This window comes from Streptomyces sp. NPDC059455 (genome assembly GCF_042750115.1).
GTDB classification, from domain to species: Bacteria; Actinomycetota; Actinomycetes; order Streptomycetales; family Streptomycetaceae; genus Streptomyces; species Streptomyces endocoffeicus.
This window is the reverse complement of the sequence record NZ_JBHYVB010000108.1, coordinates 1-24,218: the sequence shown is the minus strand read 5'-3', so window position 1 is coordinate 24,218 and position 24,218 is coordinate 1. Positions and strand designations below refer to the sequence as shown.

The 24,218-nt window shown below is 69.7% G+C and carries 23 protein-coding genes and 2 pseudogenes; 17 read left to right on the top strand and 8 right to left on the bottom strand.

Annotated features, from left to right (window positions below):
* Nucleotides 1-128: 128 nt before the first annotated feature.
* Nucleotides 129-707 carry a TetR/AcrR family transcriptional regulator gene (locus ACFXB5_RS31900; protein ID WP_385214309.1) on the top strand — a complete coding sequence of 193 codons (579 nt, stop codon included), beginning with the start codon at nt 129-131 and terminating at the stop codon, nt 705-707.
* A 25-nt stretch (nt 708-732) separates the two neighbouring features.
* On the opposite strand, the gene ACFXB5_RS31895 is transcribed toward ACFXB5_RS31900, so the two are convergent.
* A complete protein-coding gene (locus ACFXB5_RS31895) occupies nt 733-1,356 on the bottom strand; it encodes a M23 family metallopeptidase (protein WP_385214306.1) in 624 nt (207 codons plus the stop codon).
* Between the two features lie 324 nt (nt 1,357-1,680).
* Here ACFXB5_RS31895 and ACFXB5_RS31890 point away from each other — a divergent pair, with 324 nt between their 5' ends.
* On the top strand, nt 1,681-4,770 hold the full coding sequence (locus ACFXB5_RS31890; protein WP_385214303.1) for an NACHT domain-containing protein: 3,090 nt from the start codon (nt 1,681-1,683) through the stop codon (nt 4,768-4,770).
* Nucleotides 4,771-4,806: 36 nt separating this feature from the next.
* Here ACFXB5_RS31890 and ACFXB5_RS31885 read toward each other — a convergent pair whose 3' ends face one another.
* Nucleotides 4,807-6,183 carry a serine hydrolase domain-containing protein gene (locus ACFXB5_RS31885; protein WP_385214300.1) on the bottom strand — a complete coding sequence of 459 codons (1,377 nt, stop codon included), beginning with the start codon at nt 6,181-6,183 and terminating at the stop codon, nt 4,807-4,809.
* A gap of 105 nt (nt 6,184-6,288) precedes the next feature.
* On the opposite strand from ACFXB5_RS31885, the gene ACFXB5_RS31880 reads away from it, so the two are divergent.
* The 3 genes from ACFXB5_RS31880 to ACFXB5_RS31870 are packed head-to-tail and all read left to right on the top strand — an operon-like array spanning nt 6,289 to nt 9,571.
* The gene (locus ACFXB5_RS31880; protein WP_385214297.1) at nt 6,289-7,038 is read left to right on the top strand and encodes a TetR/AcrR family transcriptional regulator; all 750 of its coding nucleotides are present in this window, start codon (nt 6,289-6,291) and stop codon (nt 7,036-7,038) included.
* 32 nt (nt 7,039-7,070) lie between these two features.
* Nucleotides 7,071-7,247, top strand: a complete 177-nt coding sequence (locus ACFXB5_RS31875; RefSeq protein WP_385214295.1) for a hypothetical protein — start codon at nt 7,071-7,073, stop codon at nt 7,245-7,247.
* Nucleotides 7,244-9,571 carry a tetratricopeptide repeat protein gene (locus ACFXB5_RS31870; RefSeq protein WP_385214292.1) on the top strand — a complete coding sequence of 776 codons (2,328 nt, stop codon included), beginning with the start codon at nt 7,244-7,246 and terminating at the stop codon, nt 9,569-9,571. Before ACFXB5_RS31875 ends, ACFXB5_RS31870 begins: the two co-directional genes overlap by 4 nt.
* 10 nt (nt 9,572-9,581) lie before the next feature.
* Here ACFXB5_RS31870 and ACFXB5_RS31865 read toward each other — a convergent pair whose 3' ends face one another.
* Nucleotides 9,582-9,806, bottom strand: coding sequence for a hypothetical protein (locus tag ACFXB5_RS31865; protein ID WP_385214289.1), 225 nt, complete (start codon nt 9,804-9,806; stop codon nt 9,582-9,584).
* A complete protein-coding gene (locus tag ACFXB5_RS31860) occupies nt 9,803-10,237 on the bottom strand; it encodes an ATP-binding protein (RefSeq protein WP_385214286.1) in 435 nt (144 codons plus the stop codon). Before ACFXB5_RS31860 ends, ACFXB5_RS31865 begins: the two co-directional genes overlap by 4 nt.
* Before the next feature lie 159 nt (nt 10,238-10,396).
* Between ACFXB5_RS31860 and ACFXB5_RS31855 the strand changes: the two genes are divergently transcribed.
* Nucleotides 10,397-11,281, top strand: a complete 885-nt coding sequence (locus tag ACFXB5_RS31855) for a helix-turn-helix domain-containing protein (RefSeq protein WP_385214283.1) — start codon at nt 10,397-10,399, stop codon at nt 11,279-11,281.
* 12 nt (nt 11,282-11,293) lie between these two features.
* Complete coding sequence (locus ACFXB5_RS31850; RefSeq protein ID WP_385214280.1) at nt 11,294-11,488, top strand: DUF397 domain-containing protein; 195 nt, start codon at nt 11,294-11,296, stop codon at nt 11,486-11,488.
* A gap of 520 nt (nt 11,489-12,008) precedes the next feature.
* Here the strand turns inward: ACFXB5_RS31850 and ACFXB5_RS31845 are convergent.
* Nucleotides 12,009-13,115, bottom strand: a complete 1,107-nt coding sequence (locus ACFXB5_RS31845; protein ID WP_385214277.1) for a methyltransferase domain-containing protein — start codon at nt 13,113-13,115, stop codon at nt 12,009-12,011.
* Between the two features lie 318 nt (nt 13,116-13,433).
* Nucleotides 13,434-14,021 carry a TetR/AcrR family transcriptional regulator gene (locus tag ACFXB5_RS31840; protein ID WP_086884109.1) on the bottom strand — a complete coding sequence of 196 codons (588 nt, stop codon included), beginning with the start codon at nt 14,019-14,021 and terminating at the stop codon, nt 13,434-13,436.
* 134 nt (nt 14,022-14,155) lie between these two features.
* Here ACFXB5_RS31840 and ACFXB5_RS31835 point away from each other — a divergent pair, with 134 nt between their 5' ends.
* The 4 genes from ACFXB5_RS31835 (at nt 14,156) to ACFXB5_RS31820 (ending at nt 17,711) form a co-directional block, all read left to right on the top strand.
* Nucleotides 14,156-14,692 carry an NAD(P)H-dependent oxidoreductase gene (locus tag ACFXB5_RS31835; protein ID WP_385214274.1) on the top strand — a complete coding sequence of 179 codons (537 nt, stop codon included), beginning with the start codon at nt 14,156-14,158 and terminating at the stop codon, nt 14,690-14,692.
* 110 nt (nt 14,693-14,802) lie between these two features.
* Entirely contained in the window at nt 14,803-15,936 is a 1,134-nt protein-coding gene (locus ACFXB5_RS31830; RefSeq protein WP_385214271.1) for an NADH:flavin oxidoreductase, read from the top strand.
* A 114-nt stretch (nt 15,937-16,050) separates the two neighbouring features.
* On the top strand, nt 16,051-16,311 hold the full coding sequence (locus ACFXB5_RS31825; RefSeq protein WP_020869496.1) for an RNA-binding protein: 261 nt from the start codon (nt 16,051-16,053) through the stop codon (nt 16,309-16,311).
* A gap of 101 nt (nt 16,312-16,412) precedes the next feature.
* On the top strand, nt 16,413-17,711 hold the full coding sequence (locus tag ACFXB5_RS31820; RefSeq protein ID WP_385214268.1) for a DUF2993 domain-containing protein: 1,299 nt from the start codon (nt 16,413-16,415) through the stop codon (nt 17,709-17,711).
* Between the two features lie 79 nt (nt 17,712-17,790).
* On the opposite strand, the gene ACFXB5_RS31815 is transcribed toward ACFXB5_RS31820, so the two are convergent.
* Both ACFXB5_RS31815 and ACFXB5_RS31810 read right to left on the bottom strand, forming a co-directional pair.
* A complete protein-coding gene (locus ACFXB5_RS31815) occupies nt 17,791-19,062 on the bottom strand; it encodes a sensor histidine kinase (protein ID WP_385214266.1) in 1,272 nt (423 codons plus the stop codon).
* Nucleotides 19,056-19,711 (bottom strand): annotated as a pseudogene (locus tag ACFXB5_RS31810) (response regulator transcription factor). Before ACFXB5_RS31810 ends, ACFXB5_RS31815 begins: the two are co-directional and overlap by 7 nt.
* Before the next feature lie 211 nt (nt 19,712-19,922).
* Here ACFXB5_RS31810 and ACFXB5_RS31805 point away from each other — a divergent pair.
* The 6 genes and pseudogenes from ACFXB5_RS31805 to ACFXB5_RS31780 form a co-directional block, all read left to right on the top strand.
* Nucleotides 19,923-20,447 (top strand): hypothetical protein, encoded by a 525-nt coding sequence (locus ACFXB5_RS31805; RefSeq protein WP_385214263.1) that lies wholly within the window; start codon nt 19,923-19,925, stop codon nt 20,445-20,447.
* Nucleotides 20,444-21,592, top strand: a complete 1,149-nt coding sequence (locus ACFXB5_RS31800; protein ID WP_385214260.1) for an efflux RND transporter periplasmic adaptor subunit — start codon at nt 20,444-20,446, stop codon at nt 21,590-21,592. The genes ACFXB5_RS31805 and ACFXB5_RS31800 overlap by 4 nt, the downstream gene beginning before the upstream one ends.
* A complete protein-coding gene (locus tag ACFXB5_RS31795; RefSeq protein ID WP_385214257.1) occupies nt 21,589-22,341 on the top strand; it encodes an ABC transporter ATP-binding protein in 753 nt (250 codons plus the stop codon). The genes ACFXB5_RS31800 and ACFXB5_RS31795 overlap by 4 nt, the downstream gene beginning before the upstream one ends.
* On the top strand, nt 22,338-23,564 hold the full coding sequence (locus ACFXB5_RS31790; RefSeq protein ID WP_385214256.1) for an ABC transporter permease: 1,227 nt from the start codon (nt 22,338-22,340) through the stop codon (nt 23,562-23,564). Before ACFXB5_RS31795 ends, ACFXB5_RS31790 begins: the two co-directional genes overlap by 4 nt.
* A 137-nt stretch (nt 23,565-23,701) precedes the next feature.
* On the top strand, nt 23,702-23,830 hold the full coding sequence (locus ACFXB5_RS31785) for a hypothetical protein (RefSeq protein ID WP_385214253.1): 129 nt from the start codon (nt 23,702-23,704) through the stop codon (nt 23,828-23,830).
* Nucleotides 23,831-23,916: 86 nt separating this feature from the next.
* Nucleotides 23,917-24,218: pseudogene (locus ACFXB5_RS31780) on the top strand (hypothetical protein); the annotation flags it as partial.

The following is a 24,218-nucleotide window of genomic DNA, read 5'->3' as shown; positions in this document are numbered from 1 at the left end:
TGACGCGCCACTTACTTGCCGCCCGGCTAGTTCAGTACAGTAGAGAAGGTAAGGCGCCAACTAGCCGGGCGTCAAGTAAGTTACGTTCGGCCTGCCGACGGCAGCCACACCAGCATCAGGAGAGCACCATGGGCAGCACACCGCGGCGGGGCGACACCCGTCAGCGCATCCAGGACGTCGCCCTGGAACTCTTCGCCGAGCACGGCTACGACAAGACGTCACTGCGCGAGATCGCCGAGCAGCTCGAGGTCACCAAGGCGGCCCTCTACTACCACTTCAAGACCAAGGAGGACATCGTCCTCAGCCTGTTCCAGGACCTGGGCCGGCCGATGGACGAGCTGATCGCCTGGGGCGAGCAGCAGCCGCGCACCCTGGAGACCAAGCAGGAGCTGCTGCGCCGCTACAGCGCCGCCATGGACATCGGCGAGCCGCTGATGCGCTTCATGCAGGAGAACCAGGCGACGGTGCGCGAGCTGAGCATCGGCCAGATCTTCAAGAACCGGATGCTCGCGATGTCCGCCCTGGTCCGGGACCCCGAGGCGCCCCTGGTCGACCAGGTCCGGAGCATCACCGCGCTGTTCAGCATGCATGCGCGGATGTTCGCGCTGCAGACGGTCGAGGGCGACCCCGAGGACAAGCGGAAGGCTGTCCTCGAGGTCGCCCTCGATCTGATGAAGCAGGCGCATACGCCATCGACCCACGGATGACGCATGATGCGTCAAGGTCTGAGTGTCAGACCTTGACGCCGTGGTCGCGGAGGAACTTGAGCGGCTCGACGGCGGAGCCGTAGTTCGGCGTCGTACGGATCTCGAAGTGCAGGTGGGGGCCGGTCGAGTTGCCGGTGCTGCCGGACAGGCCGATCTGCTGGCCGGTGCTCACGGACTGCCCGATCCGGACATCGATCCGGGACAGGTGGGCGTACTGCGAGTACGTCGCGTTGTCGTGCTTGATCACGATCGCGTTGCCGTACGCGGGGCCGTCACCGCCGCCGTTCGGGCCCGCCTTGACGACCACACCGCCGTGCGTCGCGCGCACCGGGGTGCCGGTCGGCACGACGAAGTCCTGACCGCTGTGGTTGTGCGACCAGAGGTTGCCCGCCAGGCCGAAGGCGGCGCCTATCGAGTACTTGTCGACCGGGGTCTCCCAGGCGTTCGCCTTCGCGGAGGCCTTCGGAGCGGGCGCCTTCGCGGCGGCCTGGCTGACGGACGGGGCGGAGGCGGCCGTGCCGGTCCCCACGGCGAACGCCGTGCCGGCGCCGAGCGCGAGCGAGGCCCCCAGACCCATGGCGACCACGGCGGCACGCCCTCTGGACACGGACGTAAGCGAGAATCGGCGGTTTGTGGCGCGCGGGGCCATGGGATGTACCTCCAGAAGCGTCTTTGGGACGCCTCTTGTTATCCCGTTCTCGTTAATAGGCCAAGGTGTTCTTCTACTAAGTGGGTACGTAGCGAATTGCTTATGGGGAGCCGTATCCCGTGCGGAATTCCCAGAAACTCCCATCACACCTCTGACCTGCGAGATCCCCTATTTTCCGTAGTAGACCCCGCACGGCCTGTGCCGGATGTCACCTTCGCAGGGACTTTCGGATGTCCGGTTCGGGACCAAGGGCCTTACCCCGCTGTACGCTGTCGGCGGCCCTCCGCGGCCGGGGGGGCACACAACTACCGGGGGGAATGGGACGTGGATCCCGCAACCATTGGCGCTCGCCTCGCGTCGAGCGTCGTCACACCGCTCATCAAGAAGCTGTTCGTCAAGGAGGGGCCGGGCGCCGGGCTGGTGAACCAGCCGGTCCGCATTTCCTCCCTCATCTCGTTCCGGGGCGAGAAGCGCACCCTGACCGAGAAGGACCTCACCAAGCTGGCCGCCGAACTGGTCGCGCAGGCCACCCGGCACGCCGGACCCGGCGAGCGGCCCTGCCCCGCCGACGAGGACGAGCTCGTCGCCGAGAAGCTGGCCACCACGCTGTACGCGCTCGGCGACCTCGATATGAACGACGTCCAGGCGGTGCAGCTCGGTCACCGCGGACTGGCCCATGAGCTGACCCACGCCACCCGCACGCGGGGACGGGACACACTGCGCCTCAGCCAGGGCGGCGAGGCGCTCCACGAGCGTCTGCTGGACACGGCCTGCCTGCACATCCTGCACTTCTTCACCCAGCGCTCGACCTTTGTCGCCCGCTCCCTCGTCGAGCAGAGCGGCCAGCTCAGCGATCTCATCACCAAGATCGACATCCTGATCGAGCGCATCCCGTCGCAATCCGCGCAGGACGCGGGGTTCGAGCGGCGGTACGCCGAATACATGATCGGCAAGCACTCCACGCTGACGATCGTCGGGATCGACCTCAGCCACGCGGAGGCCACGTGGCCGCTGGACGCGGCGTATCTCAGTCTGGAGGCGGTCTCGTCCGGCGAGGAGCGCCCGCTGGGCGACCCGTTCAGCGAGGCACCCGCCCCAACGCATACCGTCCTCCCTGCCGCACCCCCCGCCGTCCTCCCCGCCGACCGGGCGCTCTCCGGCCATCAGCGGGTGCTGCTGCGCGGAATCGCGGGCTCCGGCAAGACCACGCTCGTGCAGTGGCTCGCCGTCTGCACCGCGCGGCAGGAATCGCTGCGCGGCCTGGAGCAGCTGATCGGCCGCGTCCCCTTCGTCCTCCCCCTGCGCACGATCGCCCGCCAGGAATCCCTGCCCTCCCCGGCCTCCTTCCTCGCCTCCGTCCACAACCCCCTGGACGGCGCCCAGCCGCCCGGCTGGGCCGACCGCGTCCTGACCGCCGGCCGCGGGCTGCTGCTGATCGACGGCATCGACGAGATCCCCGAGCGCGACCGCGAGCGCACCCGCGCCTGGCTGGCCGACCTACTCATCGCCTACCCCGGCAATCTGTGGCTGGTCACCTCCCGCCCCTCGGCCGTCGCCGAGGACTGGCTGGGGGCGCAGGACTTCGCAGAGTTCACGCTGTCCCCGATGAGCCGCGAGGACATGGCGGCGTTCATCGACCGCTGGCACGAGGCGGCGCGCCAGACCTGCCGTACGGAGGAGGAACGGGCGGAGCTGAACGCGTATCAATCGGCCCTGCACACCGCCGTCCGCACCAAACAGGACCTGACCCGGCTCGCCACCAACCCCCTGATGTGCGGCCTGATCTGCGCCCTGCACCGCGCCCGCCGCGGCTATCTGCCGCCGGGCCGCAAGGCGCTGTACGACGCGGCGCTGTCCATGCTGCTGACGCGGCGCGACACCGAGCGCCACATCTACGCGCCGGGCGACGTCCAGCTGGACGAGGAGCCGCAGATCCAGCTCCTCCAGCGGCTCGCCTACTACCTGATCCGCAACGGCGAGGCCGAGCTGGACCGCGACCGCGCGGAACACCTCATCGAGGAGGCCCTCCCGTCGGTGCCCGCCGCCCGCGCCCTGGGCGACGCGCCCGCCATCCTGCGCCATCTGCTGCTGCGGAGCGGCCTCTTGCGCGAGCCGTCCGTGAGCACGGTGGACTTCGTCCACCGCACCTTCCAGGACTACCTGGGCGCGAAGGCGGCGGTGGAGGCGTGGGACGTCGGCCTGCTGATCCGCAACGCACACGACGCGCAGTGGGAGGACGTCATCCGCATGGCCGTCGCACACGGGCGGCCGCGCGAGCGGGCGGAGTTGCTGAGCAAGCTGCTGCAGATGGCCCGGCGCCAAGGCGACGCCGAGTCGGCGCTTCGTGTGTATCTGCTGGCCATGGCCTGCCTGGAGCACGCGCCCGACCTGGACCCGGCCATACGGGACGAGGTCACGCGGAACGCGATGGCGTTCGTCCCGCCCTTGACCATCCCCCGGGCACGGGAGCTGGCCACGGTGGGCCCCCTGGTGCTGGAGCTCCTTCCGGGGCCGGAGGGGCTGACGGACGAGGTGGCGGAGTGCTGCGTGGTGACGGCCTCACGCATACCGGTGGACGCGGCGATCCCCTATCTGGCCCGATTCGCCGACCACCCGGCGGTCGAGGTGCGTGCGCAACTGGCGTCGAGCTGGGGGCGGTACGACACCGAGCGGTACTTCCATGAGGTGATCCTCCGCCTGGACCGGGACGGCCTGTACTTCGTGGCCGAGTCCATGGAGCAATTGCGGCTGCTCCTGGACACGGGTCCGCGTCCGTGGCTGATCCTGCGCGGGGATTTCACCGAGGATGAGATCAGGGACAGCCTCGACGGTGAGGAGGTGACCCGGCTGCGGCTGAACGGTAACGACGTGGTCAGCGACCTGGGCGTGCTCAGCCATCTCACGCGCCTCGACACGCTCTATCTGACCAGCTGTCCTGCGGCCCGTGATCTGACCCCCTTGTCCGAACTCCCCCTCCGCACCCTGGTCTACGACGTGGCATTGGCGGCCAAGCCGACCGGAGCGGACGCGCCCAGGGGCCTGGACAGGCTGCCGGCGCTGGAACGGCTGAAGATCACCGTCATGGCGGCCGACCTCGAGGGGCACCGCTTCCCGCCCGGGATCACCTGGCTGGATCTGTACTTCGCCGGGCGCGTGCTGGACACCGCCTGGATGGCCACGGCGCTCCCCCGGCTGCGCCATCTGAACGTCACGTTCTCCAGCCGTATCGTCCCCGAGCCCCTCGACGTGGCTCCCCTGGCCGACCTCCACGACCTGGAGACCGTGACCATCGTCAACGCGGATGTGACGGACCCGCACGCGCTCCCCGGCGTCACGGTGACAGCGGCCGACAACGCGCCAAGGCCTACCGGTCACCGGGCCGATCCCACCGGCACCACGACCGACGCATCGTGAACAGCCGACGTCGCGGGGGTGAGGGGCGGGATGTGATCAGGATGGGTCCGAGACCCGGCTGAAGAGCCGGCCGGCGAGGTCGACGCCGGTGATCACGCCGTTGACGTCGCGGGAGAAGTAGCCGCGCTGCCCCCTGAGGCCGCCTTCGGTGACGATGTACTCGTCGCCGTCGCCGGGAAGGAAGCCGATGGCCGCGGCCGGGTAGTCCGGGGGCATTTCCTCGTCCGATGCCTCGCGGATCTCCGGCTTGATCCCGACCGCCAGGGTGAGACGGGTGCCCTCGGTGGCGATGTGGAGGTTCATGGCGTCGATCTCGTAGCGGCCGACGACCTGTTGGGCCTGTCCCTGGTCGTACGGAACAGGCTCCGCCGGCTTCTCGACGATGCCGAGGCAGTGCTCGAGTGCCCACCGTACGACGGACTGGTTGAAGGGGTAGCCGTCCGGACCGGCGTTGGCCAGGGAGACCACCGCGAAGTCGCGCTCGGGCACGATGAGCAGTTCGGCGAACTGGCCGTTGCCCGAGCCGCCGTGGCCGATCCCGTGGAGGCCGTCCAGGTCGTGCAGGAACCAGCAGATGCCGAAGCCGTCGCCGAGCGTGCTGGCGCGCAGCTCGATCGTCCGCTCCCGCATCCGGCGCAGCGCCGATGCGGGCAACACGCCCTCGCCGTCGCCGAGTTGGAACCGTGCCCAGCGCAGCAGATCGCTCACCGAGGAGGCGAGGCCGCCGCCGGGGTTGTCGCCGCGCGCGCCCTCCTTGAACGCTCCCCAGGGCCGGGCGGCTCGCAGTTCGCCGTCGTCGCCGCGGTTGTGGCCCACGGCGAACTTGCGGACCATCACCTCGGACAGGCCGTACACGGTGTCCGCGAGGCCCACCGGCTCCAGGACGAGTGAGGCCATGGCCTGCTCGAAGGGCAGGCCCGTGATCTTCTCGATGATCCGCCCGGCCAGGTTGTACCCGGCCTGGCTGTAGGAGGCGCGGGCCCCGGGCGGCGCGATCAGCGGCAGCTGGGGCAGCTTCGCCACGAGCCCGGCCAGGGAGCGGTCGCCCTCGCCGTCGTCGATCAAGTTCCAGTCCAGGCCCGCGGTGTGGTTGAGCAGGTTCAGGACGGTGATCCGCGCCGCGGCCTCCTCGTCGGCGAGCTTCAGCTCGGGGACGTAAGCCCGCACCGGTGCGTCCAGGTCCACCTTCCCCTCGGCCACCAGGCGCATCAACGCGGTCGCCGTGAAGGTCTTGGACACCGACGCCAGAGGGAACAGCGTCTTCTCGTCGACCGGCAGCGGGTTGCCGAGGCTCGTCACGCCGTGCGAGGCGTAGATCTCCTGCCCGTCCAGGAGCACCCCGACGGCGACACCGGGAACTCCCAGCTCCGTGGCGTGCGCCTTGACGAACTCCGACAGCTTCTCCTGTGGCATGGCTCCCCTTCCAGGCACTTGAACTAAGTACGAGAGGGAGCGTAGACAACTGCTTGAACAAAGTGCAAGCCCTGTCATGAACTAAGTACAAGTAAGGTGGTGGCCATGGCGCGAGACACACTGACCGCAGACCGGATCATCCATGCGGCCGTCGAACTGCTCGACGACGAGGGACTGGACGGTCTCAACATGCGGAGCCTGGCGAAACGGCTCGGCTCGGCAGCCACGGCCGTCTACTGGCACATCAAGACCAAGGACGACCTCGTCCGACTCGCCAGCGACGCGATCTGGCACGAGGTCGAGCTGCCCGATCTCGACGCCACCGACTGGCGCACGGCCGCCATCGCCCATGCCTCAGGCATGCACGCGATGCTCACCCGGCACCCCTGGCTCGTCCAGGCATTCGGCAGCCACTTCCTGTACGGACCCGGCCAGGCCCGACACAACGACCTCAGCCTCTCCATCTACGAAAAGGCGGGCTTCACCGCCGCCGACGCGGACCGGGCGGCCGCCACCGTGCTCACCTTCGTACTCGGCAGCGCGCTTGGCCCCGCCGCACAGGTCTCGCTGAACCGCCGGCTGAGCAAGGACGGCGCGGATGCCGAGCGGCTGATGGCCGACGCCATGACACATGCCCAGGAGACCGCCATGCGGTTCCCGCGCCTGCGCGAGCGGCTGGGCACCACGGCCGCCACGGAGTACGCCGCGGCGCCCGACGACACCTTCACGTTCGGCCTTCAGTCCGTCCTGGACGGCTTCCAGTCCATCCTGGACGGCTTCGAGGCCCGCCGCACCGCCGACCGGCCAGTCGCCGCGAGTGAGGGCCACGGACCACACGCCGTAGACATATCGTGAAAAGCCCACGTCGGTGGGGATGAGGGGGCGGGATGAAGTCGCAGATCGCGGACGTCGTCGACGAGTCGCACCGGATCCTGGACGAGTCGATCCCGTCCCCGCCGGGCAAGGATCAGGCGATGAACACCACCATTCGTATGCGCGCCGAGACGTCCGGCAGGGGCCGCGTCCACCAGGCGGGCCGCGACCAGCACCCCACCGAGCGGTGAGCGGCCCGCCGCCCCCGCACACGGAGGGCCGCGCCTCGGGACAGGGCCGGGTCTTCCAGTCGACCGGCGACCAGCACATCACCGAACACCATCACCACTACGCGCCGGGCCCCGGCGCCTCCCTGTTCGCTGAGACGGCCGCCCCGTCGTCTCCGTCGCTCTCCGGCATGGGAGCGGGCCCGGACTCCGTACGGATCCCGCTGGTCGGCCGGGTCCCCTCCGTCCTGCGCGACCGCGCGGACCTGATGCGGCGATTACGGACGGCCGTGGACGGCGACGACGGACAGATCCACGTACTGCACGGCATGGGCGGCTGCGGCAAAACGGCGGTGGCCCATGCCCTGTTCACCGAGGCTGTCCACGACCAGGCCCGAATCGGCTTGTGGGTCAACGCCTCGGAGCGGCTGTCCCTGCGCGCGGGCATGCTGGCTGTCGCCGCCGACCGGGGCGCGGGCCCCGGCGAACTGGCCGCCGCGCACAGCGGGCAACGCGCCGCCGCGGACCTCGTATGGCACCACCTGGGCCACTCCCCGGAGCCCTGGCTCCTGGTGATCGACAACGCTGACGATCCGGCGATTCTGGCGGAAGGCGGCTGGTTGCGTGCCAGCCCTCGCGGCACGGTGCTGGTCACCACGCGATACGCGACCTCGCGCGTCTGGCGAGGCGCGATCCTCCACCCCGTCGACGTGCTGCCGAGCGAGGACGCGGCGCAGGTCCTGTGTGACCTCGCGCCGCATGCGGGCACTCCGGCGGCGGCCGAACAGGTCGCCATCCGCCTCGGCTGTCTGCCGCTCGCGCTGACCCTCGCGGGTTCCTATCTGCACCACCAGCTACTGGAGTCCTGGTCCATGGACGAATACCGAACCCGCCTCGAAGACGACCCGATCGGCCTCATCGACCAGGGAGCGGCGCTCGACTCCGGCCGTTCCGAGTCCCGTCACCTGGTCAGCCGCACCTGGCAGCTGTCCCTGGACGCCCTCACCGGCCAGGGCCTCCCCGAAGCCACGACGCTGCTGCGGCTGCTGTCCTGCTGGAGCGCGGACCCACTGCCGCTCGCCGTTCTGGCTCCGGCATCGCTGGGCGGAACGGGCCTGCTGGACACCGCGCGTGTCGAACCGGCGCTGCGCGGGCTGATCGACCACTCGCTGGCCACGATCGTCTCCGCGCCTCCGGGTGCGGACGGTGAGCCGCCGGTGCGCTGCGTCCAGGTGCACGGGGTGCTCCTCGACAGCATCTCCTCGGGCATCCCCGCTGACCAGCGCGTTGCGCTCACCGAGGCTGCGGCATCGTTGCTCGAGGCGGCCCTTCCGGCGGAGGCCGGGTCCGGGGGCGGGGACGGGTACGTGGGGTTGCTGGTCCCGCACACGGCGGGGCTGCTGCGGCGCGTGGACGGTGGCGCGGCGGATCAGGTGGTGGATCTAGCCGTACGCCTCTCGGAACGCATCCACGAGACCGGTGACTACGCCGCCGCCCTGGCCTTGGCTCAGGAGGCCGCCGGGGTGGGAAAGCGGATGCTGGGCGCTGAGCACCCTCTGACGCTGAGCGCGCGGCATCGTGTCGGGCGCTCGTTGTTCCGGCTCGGTCGCTATGAGGAGTCCGAGCAGCTGCATCGTCGCGTCCTTCAGGTCCGCGAACGTGTCCTGGGAGTCCACCATCCGAACACCCTGGAAAGTTGCTTCGCCCTACGACAACCACTGCACCTCATGCAACGCTACGAAGAAGATCTGGCCCTACTGAGAAGAGCAGCGGAAGGGCAGCAGACGGTCCTCGGCGCCACTCATCCCAAGACGCTCAAGAGCCGCTCAATCCTTATGGTGCTGCTGGCGGAAGTCGGAGAAGACCAGGAATTCGGGCGCACAGCACCAGACACTGTCACGGACTGCGAACAAGCCCTCGGTCACGATCACCCTACGACGCTGGATGCCCGCCTCAACTACGCCTACGGCCTGCTTCAGTTCGGCGACGCGCAGCGTGCCGAGCCCCTGGCACGGCAGAACCTGGCAGACCGCGAGCGCCTGCATGGCCCCGAACATCCCCTGACACTCGCTGCACTCTCGCTGCTCAGCATGGTGTGCGCAGAACTCCACCAGTGGGTAGAGGCCATTGAGTCGATGCGCGATGCCGTTGCCACCCGTGAGCGATTGTTCGGGCCTGATCACCCGTTCGTCCCCAGAGGCCACATTGAGGTGGCCACCTTGCTTGCTCGGGCGGGCCGAATCGAAGAGGCTCAGGCCCTGGCACGCGCAGTCCTGCCGCAATGCGAGCAGGTCCTTGGCCCCGATCACCCTGAGACGCTTCGTGCCCGCCAAGTTCTGGGCACCTGAGAACTGCCCACTAGCCCCTCCGGTCCAGTCCGGCCTTCTCGGCCTTCAGCAGGCGCTGATAGTCCGTGAGCACGCGCAGCAGCGCGAAGCCGGTGCCAAGGGGAACGGTGCCGAGTTCCAGTTGCGGCTGTCGGGGGTCGCTGAGGTCGGCGCGTATGTCGGGGAGCCGTACGCCGTGGGTGGCGAACTCGTCGCGGAGGATTGCGGCGACCCGCTCGGCGGGGGTGGGGTTCATACGGGGCTTTTCGTGTGCGTGGGCGGGACGTTGAATTCGAACCAGACCGCTTTGCCGATGCCTTCGGCCGGTTCGTCGATGGTCATACCGCAGACGTCCGAGAGGGCCGTGACCAGGAAGAGGCCGCGTCCGTTGGTCTCATCGTTCGCGGCGCGGCGGGGCGAGGGGAGTTCGGGGCTGTCGTCGTGGACGGTCACCCGGACGCGGTCGTGCTGGACGGTGGCGGCCATCCGTACGTCGCCCTTGCCATGCCGATGAACGTTGGTCACTAACTCCGACGTGCAGAGGGCTGCCGCCTCGGCGAGTTGATCCAGCCCAGAGGCGGTGAAAACCCCGCGCACGAAGTCGCGGCACAGGCGGGGTGAGGTGGGGAGAGCGGGGGCGGAGAGGGTGTAACGGTGCGGGTGTTCCGGGTGTGCGGGTGCTCCCATGCGACGCCTCCGTGGCGCTCGTAGCTCAATACTCTGTGTGAGCAAGGCAACACCCAAGGTATGGCAAGTCTCAGCAATCTTGCAACCGATCCGCGAAGATGATTGGACTGCCCCACCCGTGCGGGGCACACTGACACCGATTCCCCTGGAGGACCGGCCGTGGCGCTGCGAACGCTCATCACCGAACGGCAACGCAGACTTGGCGCTGAGCTCAAGAAGTTACGGCTTCAGACAGGGTTGTCGATCGCCGACGGCGGCAAGCGGATCGGCATGGGCGCCCCTCACCTGAGCCACATCGAGGCGGGGCGAACAGCCATCCCAACCGACCGCCTCCGCGAGCTGATTGACGCCTACGGGGGCAAAGATGAGCCGTACATCGACGAGCTTGTCGGCATGGCCGAGAGCAGCGGCAAGGGTTGGTGGTCGGCGTATCGGAAGCGCTTCCCGCAGTTCACGCTCGATCTAGCTGAGCTGGAGTCGCGGGCGGCCCACTTGCAGAGCCACGAGACGCTTCTGATCCCCGGGCTGCTGCAGACCGAGTCGTACATGCGCGCCCTCTTCCGCAGCTCGCTGCCCGATGCGTCCGAGGACGACATCGAAACCGCGGTGCGCTTCCGGCTGGCACGCCAGGAGATCCTCGCGTCCGCACCGGTCACCTTCCACGCGGTGATCCACGAGGCCGCTCTGCGTATCTCGGTAGGCGGCCCTCACGTCATGCGAGGGCAGCTCGCGCATCTCATTCGAGCGGCGGAACGTCCGGGCACGGACATCCAGATCCTGCCGTTCGAGAGTGGAGCGCGAGCCTGGTTCGGGACGCCATTCCTGATCCTCGGGCCGGGCGTGCCCGGGCTGGAGACGGTCGTTCTTGAGCATCCGGTGGAGTCTTTGCGCCTGGACGACGACAAATCGATTGCCCACTACGGCAAAACGTTCGAAGGTCTGAGCAAGAGCGCGCTGCCAGCGGTGGTGACGGATGGATCCCCGGACCGCCACGAGAAGCGCGACTCTTGGGGCCTGATCCAGCACATCCTGTACACCTACTAAGCGAAGGACGTCATGTCCGATCTCACCTGGCAGAAGTCCTCGTTCAGCGATGGCGCGGGGCCGAACTGCATGGAACTCGCCGCCACAGGCAATGGCATCCACATACGCGAGAGCGACGAGCCGGAAGCGGTGGTCCGTACGACGCCCGCCGCGCTCGGCGGCTTCATACGTGCCATAAAGACTGGCCGCCTCGACCGCACCCTCTGAGCACGGGCCGGATGTCAGGCGCGGGCATCGTCTCGCGCCCTTCGCGCGATTGAGCAGCGGCGGGCGGGGGCCGCCCGGGGGCCGATGCCGATCCGGAGCGCGGCCCGGTGGGGCGCCCCCTCCGGGTACCCCCTCCGAAAACACTTGATCTGAAGCAACTACCTTGTCAAAGGTTTTCGGGAGAGGTACCCCCTGAGTCCGGCGGTCCGGCGAGGGCCTCGCCCCCGCACACGGATGCCGCCGCCGGCGGTCGCTCCGGCCGGCCCGGCGGTCGGCAACGCGCCCTGCGCCCCCGCCCCCTGCCCCGCTGCTCAATCGCGCGAAGCGCGCGAGACGGCGCCGCACCCGGCCCACGCACCGCACCCAGCCCACGCACCGCACCCGACCCATGCACCGCACCCACCCGATGCGGCACCCCCGGCGGAGGCTGCCCGGCGGGTGAGCCGGACGGCCCGGCGGGCGGGACGGCGGTCCGGCGGGCGGGACGGCGGTCCGGCTACACCGCGGGCAGGGGTACCGGCTACGCCGCCGGCAAGGGCCACGCCGCCGAGGGATCGCCGAGCCACACCCGGTGGCCGTCGGCCGTGACCGTCAGCCCGAAGTCGAACAGTTCCGGCCGCCCGGCACCCTCCCACCAGGCGAGGGCCTCGGCGGTCTCGTCGGCCAGGTTTCGCGGGCCCCACTGATGCACCGCGCCATCCGTCGCGTATGCCCACGAGTCCCGGCTGCACCACCAGTGTCCACCGTCCTGCGGCCAGTGCGCCACGTCGGCGAGCCTCAGTCCGACCGCGAACTCGGCGTGTGGGTCGGCGAGAACCGCGACGTCCAGATCGGCCTTGCTCTCGCGGCTCTCCTCCCACGCTTCCGTGGAGAAGACCGCATCGATGCGCGGGCGCGCGCGCTGGCCCCGCACCGCCATGAACGTCACCGCGCCCGCGAACCGGCCCTCGGCGCGGTCCTCCGAGACGGTCAGCCGCGCGAGTCCATGCGAGCAGAACGCGGTGCGGAAGGGGGCCAGGATCAGGCCGCCGGGCCGCACCTGCTCCACCCACGCCCCCGGGATCGACGTCACCGAGGCCGTCGCCATGAGCCGGTCGTACGGCGCGCGGCTGCGCCAGCCCTGCTCGCCGTCCGCCTCGAGTACCCTCACCCCGCCGTACCCGGTCCGGTGCAGCGCGACTCGTGCGCAGTCGACCACGTCCGGGTCGATCTCCAGGGTGGTCACTCGCTCAACGCCCGCCCGCTCGGCCAGCAGCGCCGCGTTGTACCCGGTGCCCGCCCCGATCTCCAGCACTCGATGTCCCGGCCGCAGGTCCAGCTCGGCGAGCATGGTCACCACGGCGGTCGGTGCCGAGATGGAACTGGTGGGCACATCCCCACCGACGGGGGCGGGGGCCCCGTCGTCCACCTGGGTGGCAATGGCCTGTGCGGGGTCGTACACCATGCGGGCCCACCGTTCCGGGTCGTCCTCTCGGCGGAGCGGCCGGTATACGCCGCCGTCCACCACCCATACGGTGCCGGGGACGAACTCGTGTCGCGGGACGGCCTCGAACGCGCGCCGTACCCACGGCTCGGTGATATCGAGCGTCTCGGCCGCCCGCGCGTGTAGCCCTGCCAGGTCGGTCACGTGCGGTGCGTCCCACCGCCCGGCCTGGAGACATCCGGATGCTGTCCGTCCGAGTCCCGCGGGCTCGGCTGCTTCGGCTGCGGGTTCGGTGTGGGCGGCTTGCCGTGCGTTCCCATGTCGGGCCCCCTCGCATCCTTGGTCAGGCAACCAGTGTGGGCTTCGCCCGTCGAGGGGCAGTAGAGCGCGTATGCACCAGCCGGGGCGCAAGGCACATTGCCGACCGGCGGGCCCGTGGGGGCGCGGCCCCCTGGGTACCCCTCTCGAAAACGCTTGATCTGGCGCAACTCATACATCAAGCGATTTCCAAGGGGTGCCCCGTCAGGCGCGGCCAGATTCGTCGCAGGCGGTCCAGATGAGGCGACGGGCGAGCTCACCGGTGCGCTGAGCGGGGCCCTGGGGGCCGAGGACGGTGGCGGTGACGTAGACGCCGTTGAGGACGAGCGTCAGGTCGTCGGCGAGCTGCTCGGGGTCGGAAGCGCGGGCGTCGGCCGCCAAGTCACGCATCCAGTCGCGGACCCGCTGCTCGTGGGTGACCGCCACACGGTTCGCGGGATGCTGCGGGTCGGGAAACTCGGTGTGGGTGTTGAGCATGGGGCAGCCGCGGAAGGTGGGCAGCCTGGTCTCCTCGATGACGGCCGTGAAGATCGCGAGGAGCTTCTCGCGCGGGTCGTCGGCCTGGTCGGCGACCTGGCGCATACGCGCGAACCAGGCATCGGCGCGGTCCTGTGTGTAGGCGCTGGCAAGAGCGTCTTTGGTGGGGAACTGCCGATAGACGGTGGCGTTGCCGACGCCGCTCTCCTTGACGACCAGGTCCATACCGACAGCGCGGATGCCGCGCTGGTAGTACAGGCGGCTCGCCACGGCCAGGACGTGGCGCCGGTTCTCCTCCGCTGTCTTGCGAGCCATGGTGCGCTCCTTCTGCTTGCTATGACGCGGCGCGCGGTGGGCACGGCCCCAGCTTGACAGACGGATCGTTCCGTCACAAACTCCGTGACGGAACGATCCGTCACATCACACGACCACAGTCAAGGATCACCCCGATGCGCACCCTGGTTGTCGTTGCCCACCCCGACCTGGCCTCCTCCCGCATCACCGCCCGCCTGGCCGAGGCCGTGAGCGACCTCGCACACGTCACCGTCCATGAGCTCGGCCCCGCCTACCGCGATGGCCGCTTCGACATCGCCCGTGAGCAGCAACTGCTGCGCGACCACGCCCGGATCGTGTGGCAGTTCCCCTGGTACTGGTACTCCGTCCCCGCAGTGCTCAAGGCATGGATCGACCAGGTCCTCACCCACGGCTTCGCCTACGGCGGCAGCGGCTCCGCGCTGCGCGGCAAGACCCTCCAGCTGGTCACCTCCACGGGCGGGCCGGAAGAGTCGTACGCTGCCGTCGATCCCACTTCCCGTTTCACGATGACCCAGCTGCTGGCGCCCCTCGACGCCACCGCCCGCCTGGTCGGCATGCGTCTCGCCGAGCCGCTGGTTCTGCATGGCGCCCGCACCGTCTCGGACGAGAACCTCGCCGTGCACGCCAAGCGCTACCGCGAGCTTCTCGGCTCCACCCGAAGGGCCAGCTGAACTCTTCGGAGGCGGCCTCCGGTATTTGCCTCTGACGTTGACGTCAGGTTTTAGCTTGGTCGGGCCGCGCGATTCCGCGCGGTGATGACGTCCGGTCAAGGAGTATTCACGTGTCCATAACCAGTAGTGCCGAGCGCGCGGCCCAGGTTCTGTCCCGTCCGTTCACCGTGGGTGGGCTCACCGTACGCAATCGGATCGCCATGGCGCCGATGACCCGCATGTTCTCGCCGGGCGGGGTGCCCAATGCCGATGTGGTGGCGTACTACGCGCGTCGCGCCGCCGCCGGGGTGGGGCTGATCATTACCGAGGGGACCTATGTCGATCACCCATCGGCCGGACTGAGCGACAGCGTGCCGCGGTTCTACGGGGAGGACGCCCTGACCGGGTGGGCCGAGGTCGTGAAGCAGGTGCATCTCGCGGGTGGGCGGATCGCGCCGCAGATCTGGCATGTGGGGGTTTCGCGGGAGGAAGGGGCTCCCCCGTACCCCGAGGCGCCCGTGCTGAGCCCGTCCGGTGTCGGGCTGGACGGGCGGCCGGTCGGGCAGGCGATGACGCAGGGCGACGTGGACGCGGTGATCGCCGCCTTCGCCGACGCGGCAGCCGCGGCCGAGCGGATCGGTTTTGACGGGGTCGAACTGCACGGGGCGCATGGGTACTTGATCGACCAGTTCCTGTGGGGCGCCACGAACCGCCGTACCGACGCCTACGGCGGCGACCCGGCGTCGAGGGTCCGCTTCGCGGCCGAGCTGGTGGCGGCCTGCCGTAAGGCCGTCTCCGCCGAGTTCCCGATCATCTTCCGTATGTCCCAGTGGAAGCAGTACCACTACGACGTGCGGATGGCCGAGACCCCGCAGGAGCTGGAGGCGCTGCTCACGCCGCTGGCGGAGGCGGGGGTGGATGTCTTCCACTCGTCCACCCGGCGGTACTGGGCGCCGGAGTTCGAGGGCTCGGACCTGAATCTCGCGGGCTGGACGAAGAAGCTCACCGGGAAGTCGACGATCACGGTCGGCTCGGTCGGTCTGAACCAGGACTTCCTGCCGACGTTCGTGCCGGGGACCGGCAGCGGGTCGGCCCAGGTGGCGGACATCGAGAATCTGCTGGACCGGCTGGAGCGGGACGAGTTCGATCTCGTGGCCATCGGGCGGGCCCTGCTCGCCGACCCCGAGTGGGCCGAGAAGGTGCTGACCGGACGCGTGGACGCGCTCGTGCCGTACTCCGTGGAGCAGCTCGGCACGCTGCACTGAGCGGCCGTACGGGATGACCGGTTCAGCTCACGTGGATGGCCGGTTTCATACCTCGCTGAGAGGATTGACCCGGTTCGCTCCTCTGGGAACCACGGAGAACAAGGAGAGCCGGTCATGTCCAAACGACTGCATGTGGGCAACTTGAGCTACCAGACGACGACACGGGACCTGGCGACCCTGTTCGGGCAGTTCGGCGAGGTGCTGGACGCCACCGTGATCACCGACCGGGAGAGCGGCCGCTCGCGGGGGTTCGGGTTCGTGGAGATGGACGAGGTGGCCGCGGAGAAGGCGATGGCCCAGCTCGACGGCTGTGAGATGGACGGCAGGGCGGTGACGGTCACCGAGGCGAGGGCGGTCTCACGCGGCACGCGCTGAGAAACGGCACCTGCACGGAAGGCAAAATCGGAACGTGCCGTTCGCCACGTATCGCCGCTAGGGCTTGCGGGTGGAGCAGTGTGCCGTGGTGGTATTGAGTGATGCGATCCCCCACACGCATATCTTCACCCCAGCCCTCAGATCCTCACGGTGGTTCACCTGCTGTTCATTACCGGAACCCTTACGAAGAACTCGCCGACCTGGCCGACCCATACGATCCGGACGATCCCCTGGGCCTCGGCCTGACGTCGGACGATGACGACGACGCCGACCTCGGCGGGCGCAGAGACAAGCCGGCCGCCTCGGGCTCCGGGGACGACGGCGAGCAGTGGTCACCGCCCAACCACCGCCGCTCGTCCCGGCGTCGGCGCGGCCGCTTCCGGGCGGTGCCGCGCACCGCGAAGGCGCTGATCGGGCTGGTCGTGCTGGCGCTGCTGCTGGTGCTGGGCGACCGCTGGGCGGTGATGTACGCCGAGCGCAAGGCCGAACAGGAGCTGCAGAAGAAGCTGAATCTGGCCACGGCACCGAACGTGACCATCCATGGCTTCCCGTTCCTCACCCAGGTGCTGGGCAAGGACCTCCAGCAGGTCGACATCGCCGTGCCGGACGTGGCGGCCGACCGGGTCTCGCTCGCCGAGGTGCGCGCCCAGGTCCAGGACATCCGGATCGTGGGGGATCTGCCCAGCTCCTTCAGGGGCGCGACGGTGGGCCGGATGAAGGGCGATGTGCTGCTGTCCTTCGAGGACCTCAGCCGTGAACTGGGCGCCTCCCAGGTGCGGTTCCGGGCGCTGGGGCCCAGCTCGGTGCGCGCGGACGGGAAGCTGCCGGTCGCGGGCCAGCAGGTGTCGCTGCACGCCCAGGCACATATCCGGCGCCAGGGAGACCGTGGGATCTCCACCAGCGTCACCGATATGCGGCTGGACATCCCCGGGATCGCCACCTACCGGCCCGGCCCCGAGCCGCGCCCCGGGCTGTATCTGCACAAGAAGGCGGCCAAGCAGATCAGCGAGGACTCCGAGAAGGCGCAGGCGCTGCTGTCGATCCCGTCGGTGGCGGAGAAGCTCGGGGTGTCGCCGGCGGAGGCGGGGCAGGCGCTGAACGACGAGCGGAAGCTGGACGAGATCACGGGCTCGCCGCGGTTCGTCCCCGCGCTGCTCGCGGTCAACCTCGTCCAGGCGGCCAACGACCATCCCCAGCTGGCCAGGAAGCTCGGCATCGATCCGACGGTGGCGGCGGCGCTGGCGCGGATGAAGGTGCCGGAGCTGACGAACAAGCTGGAGCTCTCCTTCCAGCTGCCCGAAAAGGCCAAGGGCATCCGGCTGACGAACATCGGCGTCTCCCCGGAGGGGATTCGGGCCGATCTGACCGGTGCGGGGCTGCAGTTCGGGAAGAACCGCTGAATCTCGATCCACCGGTCGACAGTGGTCCGGAGCCGGGCATGACAGCGCGGGCGCCCGGTCCCGGCGCCACCGCCGTGAGTCACCGCGCCGTCGGCAGCCGTACCTCGACGCGGAGGCCGCCCGCGGGGCCCGGGGCGGCGGTCACCGTGCCGCCGTGGGCGGTGGCGATGGAGCGGACGATGGACAGGCCCAGGCCGTGGCCGTGAACGGCGGTGCGATCGCGGTCGAGGCGGCGGAAGGGTTCGAACAGGCTGTCCACGCGGGTGGGGTCGATGCTGGGGCCGGTGTTGGTCACGGTCAGTCGGCGGGCATCGTCGATGCGCACGGTGACCGTGCCCCGCGGGTGGTTGTACTGGATGGCGTTGCGTACCAGGTTGGAAGCCAGGTGCTTGAGGAGCACCGGGTCTCCGTTCACGGACAGGGGCGTGGTGTGCACCGCCGTGCTGACGGTGTGTTCGGTGGCGAGGGAGCTGAGTTCGTCGGCGGCCTGCCGGGTGAGTTCGGCGAGGTCCGTGTCCTTGGTCTCGTCGAGTCCGCGGTCGCTGCGGGCGAGCAGCAGGAGTGCGGCGATGAGGTGTTCGGCCTCGCGGTTGGTGATGAGCAGGTCCTCGCGGACCGGGATCAGATGGGCGGGCAGCGGGTCGGCGAGGCCGACTTCGATGCTGGTGCGCTGGGCGGCCAGGGGGGTGCGCAGTTCGTGGGAGGCGTTGGCGACGAACCGGCGCTGGCTGGTGAAGGACCTCTCCAGGCGGTCCAGCATGGTGTCGTAGGTATCGCCCAGTTCCCGCAACTCGTCTTGTGGTCCGGTGAGTTGAAGGCGTTCGTGGAGGTTCTCCTCGCTCATCCGGCGGGCCGCGAGAATGACTTTGCGTACGGGGCGCAGGGCCCGGCCGGCCAGCCACCAGCCCATGGCGCCGGACAGTACGGCCATGACGGCCAGGCCGACCGCCGACCACACCACCATCTGCCGTATGGCGGTCTCCTGGAGCCTGTTGGTGACCTCCACCCTGGCCAGCCGGTCGTCCTCGGCCTTTTGCCGGAGCCCTGCTGAGGCGGCGGGGTCGGGACTCGTCGGGGCCGCGGGGCCGGGACTCGTCGGGGCCGCGGGGCCCGACGAGGCCGAGGAGGTGGGGCGGGGATCGGTGGGCCCGCCGGCATAGTCCGTCGTGATGCTTGCGAACTGCTCCATGGTTCCCTGCCGGGCCAGCACCGTGACGAAGATCAGCAGTGCGGCTCCGGCGCAGAAGAACAGCGCGGTGAAGGCGGCGGCGAGTTTGGCGCGGAAGGTCAGACGGTCGCGCAGCACGGCCCGCAGGCGCCAAGGACTGACGAGGGACAGGGGATTCAGCACAGCCGGTAACCTTTGCCGTCGTCCATGGAGATCGCCTCGGAGCGGCCGAGTTTGCCACGCAGCCTGCTGACGGTGGCGCGTACGGCGCTGGTGCGCGAGTCCATGTTCTCGTCCCACACACGGTCCAGCAGGGCACGGTGGGTCACGGCTTCGCCGCGCGCCTCCATCAGGAGCTGAAGGACGGCGAATTCCTTCGGGCTCAGCTCCACCGGCCCCCCGTCGACGCGGACTTCGCGACGGCCCCGGTCCAGCTCGATGCCGCCGTGCCGCAGGATCTTCAGCGGTGGTGTGGGTACGCGTCGGCTCAACGCCCTGATCCGTGCGAGGAGTTCGGCGAAGTCGAAGGGCTTGGCCAGGTAGTCGTCGGCGCCGAGATCGAGCCCGGACACCCGGTCCTCCACCGAACCGGCGGCGGTGAGCATGAGGATGCGGGGCGGGTCCTCGAGCGCGTGCAGGCGCAGGCACACCTCGTCGCCGCTCATGACGGGCAGATCCCGGTCCAGGACGATGATGTCGTAGGCGTTGAGCAGGCACATCCGCTCGGCCATGTCCCGGAGCCGGCCAGGTCGACCGCCATGGCCTCGCGGCGCAGGCCGGTGGCGATCGTACGGGCCAGGATGTGGTGGTCTTCGGCGATCAGGACCCTCATGGGGGAGCTTCCTCGGGGTGGCTACGCGGCAGTTACTGAAGGTAACAAACCGGGTGGATCGGACCCCGGCCCAGCCATGCAAGCAGGGAGGCGATTACAGAGGGATAAGCATGGCGGGGCGTGACGGCCTCCCACGCTTACCTCCCTGCGCACGGCCTACTGGTTCGCTCACGGAGCAAGCACCGGCTTCTACTCCAACCGTGAGGTCCCCATGTCTGTCCTCTCTCCGCGTAAGCACTGTGCCCTGGCCTCGGCCGCCCTGGGCATGGTCCTCATCCTGTCGGCCTGTGGCGGAGGCGGCGGTGATAACGATGTCGCCAGCGCCGGTGGCGAGAAGAAGCCATCCGCGGGCGCTTCCCAGAAGGAGAAGAGCCCGGAGGAGACGCAGAAGGCCCGGCTGAAGTACGCGTCCTGCATGCGCGGACAGGGCATCGACATGCCCGACCCGGACCCTGACGGGGAGAACTTCACTCAGCCCTCCGACCCGAAGAAGTTCCAGGCGGCGCTCGAGAAGTGCAAGCAGTTCATGCCGAACGCGGACGGCCAGGCCCCGCAGTACACCCCTGAGCAGAAGGCGAAGGACGTGAAGCTGGCCAAGTGCCTGCGCGACAAGGGAGTCGAGGCCAATGACCCGACCGACGAGGGGAAGATGAACATCCCGGACGGTGAATCGAAGAAGACGCAGGACGCCCTCAAGGCATGCGGCGCCATGTCCAGCGGTAAGACCGGCCTGTGATCGCCACCACGGAGAGCGGCACCGCGCCCCGGAGCGAAGAGAGCGGGGACGCCTCCCACGATGCCGCCCCGCGCCACCGGCCACGCGGTCGCCGGCGCCGCGGCCACTGGATCATCGCGGCCGTCCTGGTCGCGGCGGCCGGCGGCGGCGTGTACTACGCGACCGCCGGCACCGGCACCGCCCCGGCGGCGGGCTCGGACAAGCCGACCCAGCACACGGACAAGGTCACCCGTCAGACGCTCATCAACAGCAAGCAGGTCGACGGAACGCTCGGCTTCAAGGACAGCACCTCGGTCATGGGCCGGCTGGCCGGGACCGTCACCGGTCTGCCGGGCATCGGCAGCACCGTCTCGCGCGGCGAGCAGCTCTACGGCGTGGACGGAAAGCCCGTGGTCCTGCTGTACGGGAAGTCGCCCGCGTACCGGGACATGAAGAGTGGCGACAAGGGCGAGGACGTACGTCAGCTGGAGGAGAACCTCCAGGCCCTCGGCTACCGCGGCTTCACCCCCGACAGCGAATTCACCGACCTCACCGCGCAGGCGGTCAAACGCTGGCAGAAGGCTCTCGGCCTTCCGCAGACCGGGAAGGTGGAGGACGGCCGGGTCGTGTTCGCCTCCGGACCCTTAAGGATCGGCGGGCGCAAGGCCCCGGTCGGCTCGGACGTCCGGCCGGGCGGACCCGTGCTGACCGGCACCTCGTCCAAGCGCCAGGTTCATGTCGACCTGGACATCGGTGACCGGTCGCTGGTGAAGAAGGACGGCACGACCACGGTCACCCTCCCCGACGGCAAAACGGTCAAGGGCACGATCACCAGTGTCGGTACGACGGTGAAGAAGACACCGGGCGCGAACGGCGCCGCGGACAAATCCACCATCGGGGTCGACATCGAGCTGGACGGCGACGTCGCGGACATCACCGAAGCGCCGGTCACCGTCGGGATCCAGAGCGAGAAGAAGGAGAACGTCCTGACGGTGCCGATCACCGCACTGCTCGCGCTCCGTGAGGGCGGCTACGGCGTCGAGGTCATCGGTGCCGACGGTAAGGGCACAGTCAGCGCCGTGAAGCTCGGCATGTTCGCGAACGGCAGGGTCGAGGTCAGCGGCGGCGGCCTCACGGCCGGCACCACGGTGGGGGTCGCCGCATGACCCCGGCCCTGGCGGGGCCCGCGCCGACCGGACCCACGTCGACCGGACCCGCGCCGAGAGAACCGTCGCTGGTGGAACCGTCGCTGGTGGAGCTCGAAGACGTCGACCATGTGTATCCGGGCGGGGTACAGGTGCTCCATCAGGTGTCCTTCCGCGTCGATCGGGGCGAACTCCTCGCCGTCGTCGGCCCGTCGGGCTCCGGCAAATCCACCCTGCTCAACCTGATCGGCACGCTGGACGTGGCGACGTCCGGCACCGTACGCATCGACGGTCACGACATCGCAGGCCTGAGCGAGAACAGGCTGTCCGCGCTGCGGGCCCGGTCCATCGGCTTCGTCTTCCAGCAGTTCTTCCTGGCCGACGGGGTCAGCGCGTTGGACAACGTCGCCGATGGACTCCTCTACCTGGGCGTCCCCCGCAAGGAACGCCGCGCACGAGCCGAAAAGGTTCTGCGCCGGGTCGGCCTCGGGCACCGCCTCGACCACCGCCCGAACGAACTGTCGGGCGGTGAGAAACAGCGCGTCGCCATCGCCCGCGCGGTTGTCGGAGACCCGCCGCTGCTGCTGGCCGACGAGCCCACCGGAGCGCTCGACACCACGTCCGGAGCGTCCGTGGTGGAACTTCTGCGGGAACTCAACGCGGCCGGCACGACCGTCCTGATCATCACCCACGACCAGGAACTGGCCGCCGCACTGCCCCGCCGTATCCGCGTACGCGACGGCAGGATCACCGAAGGGGTACTGCGGTGAGCCGCCGCCTCGACCCGCGGCACCTCACCGCGGCCCGTCTCGCCCCCCGCAGGCTCAGCCTGGCCGACACCCTGCGGGTGGGCAGCGTGGGGCTGAGCACCCGCCCCACCCGAGTGCTGCTGTCGGCGCTGGGTATCGCGATCGGTATCGCCGCGATGGTCGCGGTGGTCGCCGTATCCGCTTCCAGTCAGGCCGCGTTCAACGCCCAACTCGCCTCGGTGGGTACGAACATGCTCACCGTGACGCCCGGAAAGGACTTCGTCGGCGAACCCGCGCCACTGCCCGAAAACGCCGCCGCGATGGTCCGGCGCATCGCCCCGGTCGAGAACGCCGCGGCCACGGGCAGCGTCAAGGACGCCAAGGTCTACCGCAACGACCGCATTCCCAAGGCCGCCAGCAGAGGCATCGGTGTCCTCGGGACCGGACTCGGCCTGCCCAGGACCGTGGGGCTCCACATGGCCGCTGGAACGTGGCTCAACGGCGCCCAGAGCCGCTATCCGGCCGTCGTCCTCGGCACCACCGCGGCCGAGAACCTGGGCATCACCGCCCCCGGTAGCCAAATCTGGCTCGGGGAGCAGTGGTTCACCGTCACCGGAATCCTCAAGAAGGCGCCGCTCGCCCCCGAGCTGGACTCGGCGGCGCTCATCGGCTGGGACGCGGCCAAGACCCACCTGGGCTTCGACGGCCGCCCCACGATGATCTACACCCGCACCGCCGACAGCAAGGTCGACCAGGTACGCGGAGTCCTCGCCGCCACCGTCAAACCCGAGGCGCCCAACGAGGTCACGGTCTCCCGGCCCTCCGACGCGCTGAGCGCCAAGCAGGCCGCCAACCAGGCCTTCACCAGCCTGCTCGTCGGCATCGGCGCCATCGCCCTGCTGGTCGGCGGTGTCGGCGTGGCCAACACCATGGTCATCGCGGTCCTCGAACGGCGTGGCGAGATCGGCCTGCGCCGTGCGCTCGGCGCCACCCGTGGCCAGATCCGCACCCAGTTCCTCACCGAGTCGGTCATGCTCTCCGCCCTCGGCGGCATCAGCGGCGCCGCCCTCGGCGCGGGCGCGTCGGCGGGATACGCACTCTCACAGAACTGGCAGGTGGTCGTCCCGCCCTGGACACTGGGCGTCGGAGTCGGCGCCACCATGGCGATCGGCGCGCTCGCCGGCCTGTGGCCCGCCGTACGCGCGGCCCGGCTCGCGCCCAGGGCCGCACTCTCCGGACCGTAGAAACCGAGTCCGCTCATCTGGGCAAACGCACAGCTCAGTCCGATCTCCCTCACGGAAATCGCTCCTAACGTCTTCCGTGTCGAAGCCGAACGGCTCCGGCAGAGGCAAAGAAACAGCGAATTCCGAAAGGCACCATCATGAGCTTCCACAAGATCGTCCCGGTCAAGCCCGCCCGTAAGGCCGAGCCGAAGAAGAAGCACCACGCCCCCAAGCCGGGCCCGAAGCCGGCTCCGAAGAAGCCCCACCGCCGCCCCATCGGCGGCTGACCCCGCACACCTCGAGAGGCGGGTCCGCGGCAGCGCGCCGCGGGCCCGCCTCGGCCTTGTCCGGAGCCGAGCGGGAGAGACCGACCGTGACCCCATACGAAGACCAGCCCACCATGCAGCTGCGCGCGCTCGGGTCCGACCCGGCGGCCACCGGCCTGGGACGGCATCGGCGCGCCGGGCGGCCGCGCCCTTACGGCCGTCATCAGCCGAAGGCCGCCCCGCAGCTTCCCGACGAGTACCTGTACGCGCCCGTCGCCGAGGGGGACGGCGAACTCCGGGGCGAAGGGGGCGAGGAGGCCGAGGGGGCCGAGGGGGCCGAGGGGGCCGAGGGGGCCGAGGGGGCCGAGGGGGCCGAGGGGGCCGAGGGGGCCGAGGGGGCCGAGGGGGC

Bases quoted from the DNA above. Each gene is read 5' to 3' on its own strand.
- ACFXB5_RS31895 (WP_385214306.1), bottom strand. From the start codon at position 1,356: ATGGCCCCGCGCGCCACAAACCGCCGATTCTCGCTTACGTCCGTGTCC.
- ACFXB5_RS31820 (WP_385214268.1), top strand. From the start codon at position 16,413: ATGCGATCCCCCACACGCATATCTTCACCCCAGCCCTCAGATCCTCAC.
- ACFXB5_RS31825 (WP_020869496.1), top strand. From the start codon at position 16,051: ATGTCCAAACGACTGCATGTGGGCAACTTGAGCTACCAGACGACGACA.
- ACFXB5_RS31900 (WP_385214309.1), top strand. From the start codon at position 129: ATGGGCAGCACACCGCGGCGGGGCGACACCCGTCAGCGCATCCAGGAC.
- ACFXB5_RS31865 (WP_385214289.1), bottom strand. From the start codon at position 9,806: ATGAACCCCACCCCCGCCGAGCGGGTCGCCGCAATCCTCCGCGACGAG.
- ACFXB5_RS31860 (WP_385214286.1), bottom strand. From the start codon at position 10,237: ATGGGAGCACCCGCACACCCGGAACACCCGCACCGTTACACCCTCTCC.
- ACFXB5_RS31850 (WP_385214280.1), top strand. From the start codon at position 11,294: ATGTCCGATCTCACCTGGCAGAAGTCCTCGTTCAGCGATGGCGCGGGG.
- ACFXB5_RS31875 (WP_385214295.1), top strand. From the start codon at position 7,071: ATGAAGTCGCAGATCGCGGACGTCGTCGACGAGTCGCACCGGATCCTG.
- ACFXB5_RS31840 (WP_086884109.1), bottom strand. From the start codon at position 14,021: ATGGCTCGCAAGACAGCGGAGGAGAACCGGCGCCACGTCCTGGCCGTG.
- ACFXB5_RS31785 (WP_385214253.1), top strand. From the start codon at position 23,702: ATGAGCTTCCACAAGATCGTCCCGGTCAAGCCCGCCCGTAAGGCCGAG.
- ACFXB5_RS31795 (WP_385214257.1), top strand. From the start codon at position 21,589: ATGACCCCGGCCCTGGCGGGGCCCGCGCCGACCGGACCCACGTCGACC.
- ACFXB5_RS31885 (WP_385214300.1), bottom strand. From the start codon at position 6,183: ATGCCACAGGAGAAGCTGTCGGAGTTCGTCAAGGCGCACGCCACGGAG.
- ACFXB5_RS31835 (WP_385214274.1), top strand. From the start codon at position 14,156: ATGCGCACCCTGGTTGTCGTTGCCCACCCCGACCTGGCCTCCTCCCGC.
- ACFXB5_RS31805 (WP_385214263.1), top strand. From the start codon at position 19,923: ATGTCTGTCCTCTCTCCGCGTAAGCACTGTGCCCTGGCCTCGGCCGCC.
- ACFXB5_RS31880 (WP_385214297.1), top strand. From the start codon at position 6,289: ATGGCGCGAGACACACTGACCGCAGACCGGATCATCCATGCGGCCGTC.